At 71.7% G+C, this 12,768-nt stretch carries 12 protein-coding genes; 7 read left to right on the top strand and 5 right to left on the bottom strand.

All coding sequences use genetic code 11. The features are described 5' to 3' along the window. The first annotated feature begins 4 nt into the window (after positions 1-4). Both OHA64_RS06600 and OHA64_RS06595 read left to right on the top strand, forming a co-directional pair. Entirely contained in the window at positions 5-292 is a 288-nt protein-coding gene (locus tag OHA64_RS06600; RefSeq protein WP_405609293.1) for a hypothetical protein, read from the top strand. Positions 293-421: 129 nt separating this feature from the next. Next, positions 422-1,288, top strand: coding sequence for a polysaccharide deacetylase family protein (locus OHA64_RS06595; protein ID WP_405609290.1), 867 nt, complete (start codon positions 422-424; stop codon positions 1,286-1,288). A 34-nt stretch (positions 1,289-1,322) separates the two neighbouring features. Here the strand turns inward: OHA64_RS06595 and OHA64_RS06590 are convergent, their stop codons facing one another. After that, a complete protein-coding gene (locus tag OHA64_RS06590) occupies positions 1,323-1,997 on the bottom strand; it encodes a class F sortase (RefSeq protein WP_405609287.1) in 675 nt (224 codons plus the stop codon). 331 nt (positions 1,998-2,328) lie between these two features. On the opposite strand from OHA64_RS06590, the gene OHA64_RS06585 reads away from it, so the two are divergent. Further along, entirely contained in the window at positions 2,329-2,844 is a 516-nt protein-coding gene (locus OHA64_RS06585) for a hypothetical protein (RefSeq protein WP_405609284.1), read from the top strand. 188 nt (positions 2,845-3,032) lie between these two features. Here OHA64_RS06585 and OHA64_RS06580 read toward each other — a convergent pair whose 3' ends face one another. Both OHA64_RS06580 and OHA64_RS06575 read right to left on the bottom strand, forming a co-directional pair. After that, entirely contained in the window at positions 3,033-3,548 is a 516-nt protein-coding gene (locus OHA64_RS06580) for a hypothetical protein (RefSeq protein ID WP_405609281.1), read from the bottom strand. A 255-nt stretch (positions 3,549-3,803) separates the two neighbouring features. After that, complete coding sequence (locus OHA64_RS06575; protein WP_405609278.1) at positions 3,804-4,568, bottom strand: hypothetical protein; 765 nt, start codon at positions 4,566-4,568, stop codon at positions 3,804-3,806. Between the two features lie 904 nt (positions 4,569-5,472). Here OHA64_RS06575 and OHA64_RS06570 point away from each other — a divergent pair. The 3 genes from OHA64_RS06570 to OHA64_RS06560 all read left to right on the top strand — a co-directional run bounded on the left by OHA64_RS06570 (position 5,473) and on the right by OHA64_RS06560 (position 9,735). Next, positions 5,473-6,441 (top strand): SCO0930 family lipoprotein, encoded by a 969-nt coding sequence (locus OHA64_RS06570; RefSeq protein WP_405609275.1) that lies wholly within the window; start codon positions 5,473-5,475, stop codon positions 6,439-6,441. A gap of 349 nt (positions 6,442-6,790) precedes the next feature. Further along, the gene (locus OHA64_RS06565; RefSeq protein ID WP_405609272.1) at positions 6,791-7,603 is read left to right on the top strand and encodes an SAM-dependent methyltransferase; all 813 of its coding nucleotides are present in this window, start codon (positions 6,791-6,793) and stop codon (positions 7,601-7,603) included. Continuing rightward, positions 7,600-9,735, top strand: coding sequence for a putative bifunctional diguanylate cyclase/phosphodiesterase (locus tag OHA64_RS06560; RefSeq protein WP_405609269.1), 2,136 nt, complete (start codon positions 7,600-7,602; stop codon positions 9,733-9,735). Before OHA64_RS06565 ends, OHA64_RS06560 begins: the two co-directional genes overlap by 4 nt. Before the next feature lie 191 nt (positions 9,736-9,926). Here OHA64_RS06560 and OHA64_RS06555 read toward each other — a convergent pair whose 3' ends face one another. After that, a complete protein-coding gene (locus OHA64_RS06555) occupies positions 9,927-10,772 on the bottom strand; it encodes a LysR family transcriptional regulator (protein WP_405609266.1) in 846 nt (281 codons plus the stop codon). Positions 10,773-10,896: 124 nt separating this feature from the next. Between OHA64_RS06555 and OHA64_RS06550 the strand changes: the two genes are divergently transcribed. Next, the gene (locus OHA64_RS06550; protein ID WP_405609263.1) at positions 10,897-11,805 is read left to right on the top strand and encodes an NAD(P)H-binding protein; all 909 of its coding nucleotides are present in this window, start codon (positions 10,897-10,899) and stop codon (positions 11,803-11,805) included. Positions 11,806-11,812: 7 nt separating this feature from the next. Here the strand turns inward: OHA64_RS06550 and OHA64_RS06545 are convergent, their stop codons facing one another. Next, a complete protein-coding gene (locus tag OHA64_RS06545; RefSeq protein WP_405609260.1) occupies positions 11,813-12,697 on the bottom strand; it encodes a LysR family transcriptional regulator in 885 nt (294 codons plus the stop codon). Between the last annotated feature and the right edge of the window lie 71 nt (positions 12,698-12,768).

Below are 12,768 nucleotides of genomic sequence, written 5' to 3'. Positions count from 1 at the left end.
ACCCTTGCGCAAACTCTGGAGAAAGGGGCACTCGAAGGGCGGGCACCGGCCGGCCACCACGGCCGGTCTGCCGTCGCTCTCGGCGCTCGGCCTCGACGGAGGGGAGGAGGCCGGGGCCGGAGAACCGGACGCGGACCTGCCCGAACGGGTCCGCGTCCGGCACCGCACCCTCGACCGGCTGCGAACGGCCGGCACCGACCCCTACCCCGTCGGCTTCCCCGAGCGCACCCACGCCCTCGCCGACGTCAAGGACGGCGAGCAGGTCACCGTCGCTGGCCGGATCCCGGCCTGACGATCGGTGAGACTCTCCTGTTCCCCTGGTGCGCCGCCGACCCGGAGTGCTGCGCCGAGCGGGTGTCTTCGTGCGTCCGCTCCGGTGCCGCTGTGGTGCGTCGGGGGCGCCGCGGGCGACTCATGAGTCATGACGAAGGATCAGTTGCTCACACGGCTGTCGTCGACCGCGGCGTCGTTCACACGGCGCCGGGCGCTGCTCGCCGGCACCGCGGCCTGCGCGGCGGCCGGCACGGCCGGCCTGCTGGCGCTGGGCTCGGGCGGCGAGCAGGTCCCGCCCGCCCTCCCCGCCGCCGGCCCCCGCGCGCACCGCGCGCCCAATCCCTCCGCCTACCGTCTCCAGCCCCTGACCGGGTACGGCTCGCCCCGGACCGGGCCCCTCCACTCCCTGGTCCGGCACGAACCGTTCCTGCGCCTGTCCGGACACGGCCGGACCATGGTGCTGACCTTCGACGACGGACCCGACCCCCGCTACACCCCCGAGATCCTGTACACCCTCGCGGAGTACGACGTCCGCGCGATGTTCTTCGTGTGCGGCTCGATGGCTGAACGCCACCAGGACCTGGTGGCCTTGATCGCCGACGAGGGACACGTCGTCGGCAACCACACCTGGTCGCACCCGCTGCTGACCGGTCTCAGCCGCAGACGGATCCGCTCCGAGATGGAACGCACCAGCGACGTCATCGAGGAGGCGTGCGGCGAACGCCCGCTGTGGTTCCGCGCGCCCTACGGGGCCTGGAACCGTGCCGCCTTCCAGATCGGCGCCGAACTCGGCATGGAACCGCTGGGCTGGACGGTCGACACCCTCGACTGGACCACCCCCGGCACCCGCACCATCATCGGCCGGGTGGAGCACAACGCCGCCCCCGGCGTCGTAGTGCTCTCGCACGACGCCGGGGGAGACCGCACCCAGAGTGTCCGGGCGCTGCGCGCCTATCTGCCGCAACTGCTGGATTCCGGCTACCACATCACCGTCCCGCGACGGCGCCGCGCATAACCGCGGCCGTGCCGCCCGCCCGGTCGGGGAACGCTCAGCGCACCTCGACCAGGCGGGCGAAGGCGACGACGTTGCCGTCGTAACCGTTCTGCTTGGAGAAACCGCCCCCGCAGGTGATGACCCGCAGTTCGGGGGCGCCCTTGGAGGCGTAGACGCGGTCGCCGGGGAAGTTGTTCTTCTCGAAGACCTCGACGCCGTACACCTCGAAGACGGCGGTCTTTCCGTCCTCGCGTCCGACCTCGACGCGACTTCCCTGTTTCAGGGCCCCGAGGCCGTAGAACACCGCGGGGCCCTGTCTGTTGTCGACGTGACCCACGATGACCGCGGTGCCCTTCTCGCCCGGAGTGACCGCCCCGGTGAACCAGCCGGCCAGGTTCGGGTCCTCCGGCGGCGGCGCGGCGACCCAGCCGTCCGCGGCCAGGCCGACGGCCATGACCGGCGCGGCGACCCGGATCGTCGGAATGCTGACCCGGTTCGGTGCGGAGTACGGCAGCGGGCTGGGGGTGCCCGGGAGGGTGCCGGGCGCGAGGCTGCTCCGGGCGGCGGCCGCCGACGCGGGTTGCGGCGGCCCGACGTCGAACTCTCCCGAACCGTTCCGAATGAGCGCGAGGCCGGTCAGCAGAACAAGCGCTATCACGCCCCAGGGAGCGCGCTTCCGCCGCGGCGGCTCCTCCTCGTCGGCCAGGTCGGCCAATTCGGACGCATACATTCGACTTCCCCTCTCGACGCGGCCGTCGCCACGTCATTCGCGCATACGGAAACGCTATGCCTTGTGCGAAAAAGCGGCGACGGGACGGAAGCGAACGGGTGGCCCCGATTCCCTCGGTGCGCCATCCGAGTTGCCGTGGACAGGAATTTTCTGACGGCCCGTGACCTGCGACAATATCCGATTGTGTGCTTTTCGTTCGGCGTGTCCCCTCACCAGGACGGACCATTCCCGAAATGCGCCCGCGCCCAAGGCATCTGAGGGTCTTTCTGGGAGGCGCTTTCTCGCCGATCCACCGGGGACGGTTCCCGGGGCGTCTTCCGCGGAGGATCACATGCGTACTACTCGTGCCCTGGCGGCCGCCGGAGCCGCAGTCGCCGTCTTCGGGCTCGCCACCCCCACAGCCGTCGCACGGGACGGCATGAACGTCCACCCGAGCAACATCGTCGCTCTGCCCAGCGTCATCGCCCGCGGCGGTCAGCTGACCGTCACCGTCGACGGCTGCCCCAACGGCGGCCACATGACCTCGGACGCGTTCCCGAGCGCGAACCTGAGGCCGGTTCCCGGCACCAACGGGACGTCGAGAGGCACCGCGACGGTCAACAACAACGCGAGCCCCGGTTCGCACAGCATCACGGTCAACTGCTCCGGCAGGACCCTGACGAACCCGGCCGCCTTCACCGTCATCGGAGGCGTCCAGGGTGGCCTCGGCGGCGGCAGCTCCACCGGTGCGACCCCGACCGACATGGCGATCGGCGGCGGGCTGTTGGCCGCGGCCCTCGTCGGCGGCGGGCTGTTCTGGATGCGCCGCCGCTCCGAGAAGCAGATCGGATCCGAGCGACCGCTCTGAACGTCCGAGGAGCGGGTCCGAATCTCCTTCCGAACCTCCTTCGGTTCGGAACCCCTTCGTTCGGATTCGTTTCGGATTCGTTTGGGTTCATTCGGATCGCATTTCGGAGCCCCGGCCGCCCGTGCGCCGGCCTTCCCCCGGCCCTTCAGGGACCCGGGGCGAAGGTCATGTGCGGGCGGGCGGCGCGGTCAGCCGCTCTCCTCGTCGGTGCGCCGACGGGAGAAGCGGTACGCCGTCCCGACCGACCCCGCTACGAGCGCGGCCCCGAGAACGATCTCCTTGAGGTCGAACCCGGCGAGGCTGCCGCCCGCACCGGCATGGGCGCCCCCGGATGGCTGCACCGGCACCGGCGTGGGGTCGACCGGCCGACCACCGGCGATGGTGAGGCCCGCGGTCTGCCAGAAGGTCCCGCAGCGGAACGTCACCTCGTACAACCTGCCCGGTCTCGCGTCCCAGTCGACATGGGCGACGGCCCGGGACCGGCCCTGGCGGATGGTCACGTCGTCGAAGACGCTCGAGGAGACGAACACGTCCTTGTCGCAGCCCGTGGCATGGAGGGTCACCTGCCCTCCGGGCGCGACCGTCTCGGGCAGGACACTGACGCGGAAGCCCCGGCTCTCGCTGCTCGCGTACGCGGCGGGTGTGGCGAGGGCCAGGGCACAGGCGCCCAGCAGGGCGGCCGAAGCGACGCGTATCGCGCGCATGGTGGTTCCTCCGGTCCCCGAGGAGCAGGTGCGGACTTTTTCCGCTTGTGCCGTAAGTGCACCTCGATGACCGAAACGCTAAGAACACGCGTACGTCTGCGCGATCGCACTCGTGCGAATGGGGTACATATGTGCGCCAGTCGGGCGATGACGTTGCTGCGGCCGGGGGACGGGACCGGCGTGGCGGGTGTCCCCCGGCGACCCCTTGAGTGAGGGGCTCTCAGCGGCCGGGTCGCGGCCTCGGGCGGGGAAGCGTCAGCCCTTGATGTGCGGGAAGAGGCTCAGGAACGGGTCCGCCGACGCGGTGATGCCCCGACTGTAGGGCGCGTCGAAGTCCCAGATCAGGAAGAGCAGGAACGCGATCAGCGCGGAGAACAGCCCGGCGAGGATCAGCTCGCGCGGTGTACGCCGGATCTGCAACGCGAAGATCATCCCGATGGTGGCGGCGGCTCCGGCCAGCAGTCCGAACCACACCACGCCCGGCATGGTCGGCGAGGCCGAGTCCGCCCGGGCGTTGCGCGCCTGGTCCGCGGCGGCCATCTGGTCGAGGACCGGCTGGTAGGCCTGGGCCTCGAAATCCGTCTTCGGCTGGTAGTCGGTGACGTCCGCGCGGACCTGGCCGAGGAGCTCGGTGCCCCGCTCCGTGACCTCGCCGGTGTCCGCCATGTGCTTCCACTCGCCGTCGACGACGTGTCCGACATAGGCGTTGACATCGTCCCGAATGCGGTCGCGGACGTCGGCCGGGTAGACCCGGACCCGCTCCGAGATCTCGTGCAGCGCCTGGGCCTCGGCCTGGACATGGTCCTGGGCGCCGCTGCGCGCCTCCCAGACCCCGGCGATGGCCAGGCCCAGGACGATGGCGTACACCACGCCGATCCACATCGTCATGTACTCGATGACGTCCGGCGTCTCGTTGGGGTCCTCGTCCTCGGGCGCCCTGCGGTGCCGTAGGAGGGTGATGGCGACCACCACGACACAGGCGGCCAGCATCGCGAGGGTGAGAACAAGCCATTCCGGCAAGGGGTGCCTCCAGGATCAGGCGTTAGCGCGGCCGCAGTGCGGCGACGGCGATCACCGCGGGCGCGGTGATGAGCAGGACGTAGGTGACAGGTGACGTGGTGCCGTGGGGCGTCCGTTTGCGGGGCTGCGCCCTGTACCTCGGGTACGTGACCGGGGCGGCGGAGGGACTTGGGGTGGGCTTCGCCGACGGGGTCGGGGTGGGTGACGGGGGCGGGGGAGGTGCGGGTGCGGGTGGCGGGGTCGGCCGCATTCGGGGCGGGGCCGGCTGCGGCGCCGGGGGTGGCGGGGGTGTCGGCTTCGGCGGAGGCGTCGGCTTCGGCGTGGGTTTGTGCGGCGGCGGGGGCTCCGGAGTGGGGGTGGGCTTCGGCGGAGGCGGAGGCGGAGGCGGAGGCGGAGGCGGTGGCGTCGGTGTAGGCGTCGGAGGCGGCGGGGGTGGAGGGGGCGGCGGTGGAGGTGGAGGCGTGGGGGTCGGGGCCGGGGTCGGGCACGGTGGGGGAGGGGGCGGTGGGCAGACCGGGGGGGTCGGCCAGGTGAGGCCGCCGGCGACCGCCACCACCTCTGTGCCGCCCGGCCCGGTCGACACGTAGGCGCACGCGTCGGCCTGCGCCGTGCCGGCCGGCGCGCCCACGAGCAGCCAGGTGAGTGCCAACAGAGCGAACGCCCTTATGGCAGGGGCGGATTGGGTCGGTTCGGGTCGATGCACGACGGAGATCATGAGGCTTCACGCGGCGCCGTGCGCCCCGGTACGGGGGGATTGGCCCGAAAGAGGGAACGTCGGTGACACAGGTTTCGGAAAGAAATCTTCGACGTCGTTGAACACAAGCGGGCCCGCCCTGCGTACTCATGGTCGTGCGGCGGCGCAGCAGGGCGCTGCAACACCCTACGAATGTATGGGGAGTTGACGATGAACACCTCCTGGCGGAGCGCCTCACTCGTGGCAAGCGCCGCGGCGGTACTGGTGCTGACGACGGCGTGCGGCCAGGAAAGCGCCCCGTCCACCGGCAGTCAGAACGTCGGCGCGACGGCTGCGGCGGGCGACTACGGCAGTGCCGGCGCCGGTCTCGGGACCGACACCGGAGTCGGGGCGGGCGGGGAGGCGCAGTCCACCACGAGCCCCGCGACCCAGACGGCGGGTGCGGGTGAGCTGGCCGTGTCCACCAACGCGGAACTCGGCAACGTCCTCACCGACAGCGGCGGCCTCACCCTCTACCGCTTCGACGCGGACACGGCCGAGCCGCCGAAGTCGAACTGTGACGGCGACTGCGCCACGGCCTGGCCGCCGGTCCCGGCGGACGACGCCGCGGCGGGCGAGGGCGTCGACAAGGCGCTGCTCGGCGAGGTGACCCGCACGGACGGCAGCAAGCAGCTGACCATCGGCGGCTGGCCGGCCTACCGCTACGCGAAGGACACCAAGGCCGGGGACGTCGCCGGCCAGGGCGTGGGCGGCAAGTGGTACGCGCTCGCTCCGGACGGCAAGAAGGCGAAGAAGGCCGACCTGGCCGCCGAGGCCGGGCTCTCCACGCGTAACGACCCCGAACTGGGTGAGGTCGTCGTGGACAAGAACGGCCACACGGTCTACCGGTTCCTCAAGGACACGGCCTGGCCCGACCCGATCTCCGCGTGCACCGGTGCCTGCCTGAAGAAGTGGCCGGCCGTGGCCCCCGTCGACATCAACGACACCAAGGGGATCCAGAAGAAGGGCTACATGAAGTTCACCCGGCCCGACGGCGTCGAGCAGCAGACCATCAACTGCTGGCCGATCTACACCTTCGCGGGCGACAAGGCCCCGGGTGACACCAACGGTCAGGGCGTCGGCGGCACGTGGTACGCCGCGGCACCCGACGGAAAGCCGATCGGAGCGCCGGAGAAGTAACACCGACGCCATCCGGTCCACCGGTCCCGCCCCCTCCGCGCCGCACGGAGGGGGCGGACCGGTTTGTCGTCGTTCACCGTAATTCATTGCGATTCAGCGCGGTTAGCCGTAATTCGCCGCGATTCGCCGTCCGTCCCGGAACGCTCCGGAACGCCGCGCGTACTTTTCGTAGCGTTTTGCCGTGACGGAAGCGGAGGGGCTTCACGGTCGGTGTACGGGGGAATCACTTGGGCACGTGCCGCAGGCAGTGACCGGGAACGGACGGTCAATTTCCGTTTCTGCTCGCTCCTTTGGCGGGCGATCAGTAGCCTCAGCTCGAACACCGGATCGCCTACGCCTGGAGAGATAGATGGAGCGTCCCGCCTGGGCCCCACGCAGCATCGACATTTCGGTGCCGAGCGTTTCGCGCATCTACGACTACTACCTGGGCGGTTCGCACAACTTCGAGGTCGACCGGGAAGCTGCCCGCAGGGCCATGGAGTTCCTGCCGGGACTTCCCAAGATCATGCAGGCGAACCGGGCGTTCACCCGTCGCGCGGTGCGCTACGCCGTCGACGAGGGCGTCACCCAGTTCCTCGACATCGGCTCCGGCATCCCCACCTTCGGAAACGTCCACGAAGTGGCCCAGGCGGCCCGTCCCGGCGCCCGTGTGGTGTACGTGGACCACGACCCGGTCGCGGTCGCGCACAGCGAGGCGGTCCTGGCCGGCAACGCGGACACGGGCGTCGTCGCCGCCGACCTCCGCAAGCCCCAGGAGATCCTCTCCAGCCCCGAAGTCCGGGGCCTGATCGACCTGAACCGGCCGGTGGCCCTGCTTCTCGTTGCCATACTGCATTTCGTGGAGGACACGGACGACCCGTACGAGGCGGTGGCAGAGTTGCGCGACGCGCTCGCGCCCGGCAGCCTGCTGCTGCTCACACACGCCTCGTACGAGGGAATCCCGCTGCCGACACAGCGGGCCGAGGGTGCGGTGGACGTGTACAAGGACATTCGCAACCCGCTGATCATGCGTTCGCGCGACGAGATCGCGCGGTTCTTCGAGGGGTACGACATGGTGGAACCCGGACTGGTGCCGATGCCGCGCTGGCGGCCGGACACCGCGCCTGAGGACGAGGATCCCTATGCGTTCTCCGGTTTCGCCGGCGTGGGGCGTACGGCGTGAGCGCGGAACAGGACGGGCCCGAGGACAGACTGCGGCGGTTCGCGACGATCTGGAGCCGGGCGGTCTTCCCGGTGACCTCGACGTCCGCGACCCGGCCGGAGTTCGAGGAGCAGCTGCTGCCGCTGGCGCGACGGTTGAGTGAGGCCCTCAGTGCCAGGATCTTCGACGCGGACGAGGCGAGGGCGGTGGGCGCCGCCCTGGTCGACGCGCACTGCACCGACCCCGACGCGCTGACCTGCACCCTGGACTGCGTCGAGGCCTATCTGGTGCTCTACTGCGGCGCGGACGGCGTCCAGGAGGATCTGCGGGCGCGCGCGGCCCGGATCCAGCACGCCATGGCCGCCGGGTTCGCGACGGCGCTGCGGGAGCGGACGCTCGCCGAGCAGGAGGCCATCGCCCAGGCGGCGTTGCGGGCCCAGGGGGTGGTGGCGCAGGCGCTGCACGCGAGCGAGGCGCGCTTCCGCGCGGTCTTCGAGGGCGCCGCCATAGGCATCGGCATCGCCGACCTGGACGGCCACGTCCTCCAGGTCAACGGGGCCCTGCTGCGCATGTTCGGGCTCTCCGACCAGGCGCTGCGCAGCCGCCGGGTCCAGGAGTGGACCCACCCCGACGACGGGCCCCAGATCTGGCGGCTCTACGACGAACTGGTCCGTGGCGAGCGCGAGCACTACCACGTCGAAAAGGCCTTCTACCGCCCCGACGGAACGGTCCTGTGGACCAACCTCACGGTCTCCCTGCTGCGCGACGCCGACGGCAACCCGCAGTACCAGTTGGCGCTCATGGAGGACACCACCGAGCGCCGGCTGCTCAACCTCCGGCTGCGCTACGAGGCCACCCACGACGCGCTCACCGGCCTGCCCAACCGCACCTTCTTCTTCGAACGCCTGGAGAAGGCGCTGGGCGCCGGTCCGGGCCAGCGGTTCGGGCTGTGCTACCTCGACCTGGACGGCTTCAAGACCATCAACGACAGCCTCGGCCACGCGGCCGGCGACCGGCTGCTCGTCGAGATCGCCGACCGGCTGCAGTCCTGCGCGACCGCGCCCGGCGAGATGGTCGCCCGGCTCGGCGGCGACGAGTTCGTGGCCCTGACCACCGGACCGGACACCCAGCACGAGGTCGACGAACTCGCCGCGCGCATCATGAACGCGCTGCTCGCTCCGGTCGGCATCGACGGCCGTGAGCTGACCGTGCGCGGCAGCATCGGCATCGTCGAGGGCCCGGCGGGTGAGCACAGCCCGGCGGAGGTGCTGCGCAGCGCCGACATCACGATGTACCGGGCCAAGTCGGCCGGCGGTAACCGCTTCGAGCTCGCCGACGCCGAGGCCGACGCCCGGGCCATCACCCGGCACGGACTGACCACGGCCCTGCCGACGGCCCTGGACCGGGGCGAGTTCTTCATCGAGTACCAGCCGCTGGTCCACCTCGGTGACGGCAGTGTGCGCGGCGCGGAGGCGCTGGTGCGCTGGCTGCACCCGCAGCACGGCGTCCTCGGCCCCGACCAGTTCATCCCGCTCGCCGAGCACACCGGACTGATCGTGCCGCTGGGCCGCTGGGTCCTCGAACAGTCGGTGCGCCAGGCCCGCGCCTGGCAGGAGCGCCACGACGAGGCCGGCCCGCTGCGGATCAACGTCAACCTCTCGCCCTGCCAGCTCACCCACCCCGGACTGGTCCAGGACACCGTGGACATCCTGGAGCGTGCGGGCGTACAACCCGACGTCCTCTGCCTGGAGGTGACCGAGTCGGCGCTGATCGGCGCGGACGACGACCTGCTGAAGCCGCTGCGGCAGCTCGCCGAGATGGGCGTCGACATCGCCCTGGACGACTTCGGCACGGGCTACTCGAACCTCGCGAACCTGCGCCGTCTGCCGGTGAGCATCCTCAAGCTCGACCGTTCCTTCACGCAGAGCATGCAGCAGTTCCCGGCGGACCCCGTCGACCTCAAGATCGTCGAGGGGATCGTCTCGCTCGCCCATGGCCTGAACCTCGCGGTGACGGTGGAGGGCGTGGAGACCGGCGCGCAGGCCGAGCAGCTGCGGATACTGGGCTGCGACACCGCACAGGGCTGGTACTACGCCCGCCCCGGCCCGCCGGAGCGGCTGCACGAGCTGGCGCTGGTGGACGCGACGGGGTGAGGCGGGGCGGGGTGAGGCGGGGCGGGCCTACTGGGCGTGGGCCTCGCGCAGGGCGCGCGGGCCTCTGAGCGGCCTGGGCGACGCGCCCGTGTGGAGCGGCGCGTGCCGTGTCGGCATGTCGCTCCGCCGACCGGGGCGCGACCAGCTCCCACCGGCGTGCGGATGTGTCACCGCGTCGCTCGGCGGAGCGTTCAGCTCGCCTGCCGCTCCCGTGCGGTTTCCGCCACCTCCACGGCCGCACGGACCAGTGCCGCGGTGGCCGTCGAGCGGGACTGCTGCGGCCAGGCGACGGCCAGGACGGCAGGGGGTGCGTCCAGGACGGGACGGTAGACGACGCCCGGGCGGGGATAGCGGTCGGCCACGGACGCGGGGAGCAGGGGGACGACCTCGCCCAGGCCGACGAGGGTGAGCAGCTGGGCCAGGTCCTGGCCCTTGCCGCGTATCTCGTCGATGTACCGGTGTACCTCGTCGGGGCGCAGCCCCAGGTCGGCGAGGCTCAGCCCGGCCCGGGCCGCGAGCGGATGACGCGCCGCGAGGGCGGCGACGCGCGGTTCGGCGGTCAGGTACTCCGCGTCGAGGCCGGTGCGGTCGTACGGCTCGTACGCCAGGGCGACATCGGCCTCGCCCTGGCGCAGGAGCCGGGACTGCTCGTGCCAGGCGCACAGCCGGACGGAGACCGGCAGCGCCGCGGGGTCGGCCGCGTAGCGCGCGAGGATGGCCTCCAGCAGCCCCGCGTCACCGTCGGCCTTCACGGCCAAGGCCAGCTTCGGCTCGGCGGCGGCCGCGCGGCGCGCTCGTCGCCCGGCGGCCTCCAACGCCTCCAGCGCGAACGGGGCCTCCGCCAGGAGGACTTCCCCGGCCGGGGTCAGCGTCACGCTGTGGGTGGTCCGCTCGAAGAGGACGGCCCCAAGCTCCGACTCCAGTTGGCGGATCGCCCGCGAGAGCGGCGGCGGCGAGATGCCCAACCGTTCAGCGGCGCGGGCGAAGTTGAGCTCCTCGGCGACGGCGACGAAGTAGCGCAGCGGACGGGACTCCATGGACCGGTCCTCCGATCGGTATTGCCCTGAGGGTAACAAGCGCGAGCGAACCGGTCCTTCAGTTCCGGACAGCCAGGAACGAGGCTCATGGACATCCCAACCAGCCTGTCTGCAGGAGCCGTTCATGATTGTCGTCACCACCCCGACCGGCCAGATCGGCCGCCAGGTCGTCACCCGTCTTCTCGATGCCCACGACGCCTCCGGCGCCTTGGCCCGGCTCCGGGTGATCGCCCGCGACCCGGCCGCGCTCTCCGCGCGGGTGCGCGACCGTGTGGAGGTCGTCCAGGGATCGCATGCCGACCCCGCCGTACTGAAGGAGGCCTGCCAGGGCGCCGACCGCGTGTTCTGGCTGGTCCCGCCGACCCCCGGCGCCGACAGCGTCGAGGGACACTTCCGGGCCTTCACCGAGCCGCTGTGCGAGATCATCGCGGCGCAGGGCCTGGAGCGGGTCGTGTCCGTCTCCACTCTGGGCCGAGGCGTCGCCAGGAACGCCGGGCTGGTCTCGGCGTCGCTGGCGATGGACGAGGCGATCGCCTCCACGGGCGTCCACTACCGGGCGCTGTGCCCTCCGTCCCTGATGGAGAACGAACTCCGCCAGGTGGCGTCGATCCGCGACGAGGGCGTGTTCTCCACGACGCTCGTCCTCGATCGCGTACTGCGCCTGTGCGCCACCCGCGATGTCGCCGCCGCAGCCGCCCGCCTGCTCCTCGACGGTTCCTGGGCCGGCCAGGAGGACGTTCCCCTGGTCAGCTCCGACCACCTGACCCCGGAGGGCATGGCCGGCGTCCTCTCCGAGGTGCTCGGCCGGTCCGTCCGCGCCGAGTTCGCCTCCATCGCGGAGCAGAAGGCGAAGCTGATCCGTTTCGGGGCGACCGAGGCGTGGGCGCGAGGGTATGCCGACATGGTGGACGCGCAGAACGCCCAGGGCTTCTACGGGGCCTCCCAGCCGACCACACCCGACCTCGCCCCCACCACCTTCCGCCAGTGGTGCGAGGAGGTCCTCAAGCCGGCGGTCCTCCAGTCCCAGAACTGAGCCGCGCTCATCGCTCCAGCAGCATCCGCTGCAGCTCCCGGGCGGCCCGGGGCGGCGCCACGTCGCTGCGGTGAGCGAGGGCGATCGTCCGGTGCAGCCCGGGCCGCGCGAGCGGAGTGACCCGCAGCCCCCGCCCCGACCGCGTCGCCACCATGCGCGGTACGACGGCCACACCCAGCCCTGCCCGCACGAATCCCAGCACCGCGTCCATCTCCCCGCCCTCCACCGCGAAGTCCGGCTCGAAGCCCTCGCCGCGGCAGGCGGCGACGGTCAGCTCCCGCAGGTCGTAGCCGTGCCGGAACATGACCAGGCGTTCGCCCTCCAGGTCGGCGACGCGGACGGTCCGCCGGCCCCGGCCGGGCGCGGGGGCCTCCGGCGACGACACCACCACCAGGTCCTCACGGAGCAGTTCCACCGTGGTCAGCGCGGGGGAGGGCGTCGGCAGCGGGAGGACGACCAGGGCCAGGTCGAGGGCGCCGCGGGCGAGCTCGCGTACGAGGTCGTGCGAGCCGCCCTCCTCGATCAGCAGCCGGATACCGGGATAGCGGTCGTGGAAGGCGCGCAGCACGTCCGGCAGCAGACCGGTGCACACGCTCGGTGTCGCGCCCAGCCGGATCCGGCCCCCGCGCAGCTGCACCAGCTCCAGGACCTCGTGCCGGGCGGTGTCCGCGTCGGCCAGGATCCGCCGGGCCAGCGGCAGCAGCGCCTCGCCCGCGTCGGTGAGCGTGATGTTGCCCCGCGCCCGCAGGAACAGATCCGCGCCCAACTCCCGCTCCAGCGCCTTGATCTGTTGCGACAGGGACGGCTGGGCGACATGGACCAGCTCGGCGGCCCGGGTGAAGTGCCGGGTCTCGGCCACGGCCACGAAGTACTGGAGCTGCTGGAACTGCATACCCGTACGATAGCCCCAGGCTATGGAATCAAGCCGGGCCATGTCTTGGACCGATCGGGCCTGACGCCCGT

The organism is Streptomyces sp. NBC_00076 (assembly GCF_045041235.1).
Classification (GTDB): Bacteria; Actinomycetota; Actinomycetes; order Streptomycetales; family Streptomycetaceae; genus Streptomyces.
This window is presented reverse-complemented; position numbering and strand designations above follow the sequence as displayed.

Bases quoted from the DNA above. Each gene is read 5' to 3' on its own strand.
- OHA64_RS06595 (WP_405609290.1), top strand. From the start codon at position 422: ATGACGAAGGATCAGTTGCTCACACGGCTGTCGTCGACCGCGGCGTCG.
- OHA64_RS06580 (WP_405609281.1), bottom strand. From the start codon at position 3,548: ATGCGCGCGATACGCGTCGCTTCGGCCGCCCTGCTGGGCGCCTGTGCC.
- OHA64_RS06565 (WP_405609272.1), top strand. From the start codon at position 6,791: ATGGAGCGTCCCGCCTGGGCCCCACGCAGCATCGACATTTCGGTGCCG.
- OHA64_RS06555 (WP_405609266.1), bottom strand. From the start codon at position 10,772: ATGGAGTCCCGTCCGCTGCGCTACTTCGTCGCCGTCGCCGAGGAGCTC.
- OHA64_RS06550 (WP_405609263.1), top strand. From the start codon at position 10,897: ATGATTGTCGTCACCACCCCGACCGGCCAGATCGGCCGCCAGGTCGTC.
- OHA64_RS06585 (WP_405609284.1), top strand. From the start codon at position 2,329: ATGCGTACTACTCGTGCCCTGGCGGCCGCCGGAGCCGCAGTCGCCGTC.
- OHA64_RS06570 (WP_405609275.1), top strand. From the start codon at position 5,473: ATGAACACCTCCTGGCGGAGCGCCTCACTCGTGGCAAGCGCCGCGGCG.
- OHA64_RS06590 (WP_405609287.1), bottom strand. From the start codon at position 1,997: ATGTATGCGTCCGAATTGGCCGACCTGGCCGACGAGGAGGAGCCGCCG.
- OHA64_RS06545 (WP_405609260.1), bottom strand. From the start codon at position 12,697: ATGCAGTTCCAGCAGCTCCAGTACTTCGTGGCCGTGGCCGAGACCCGG.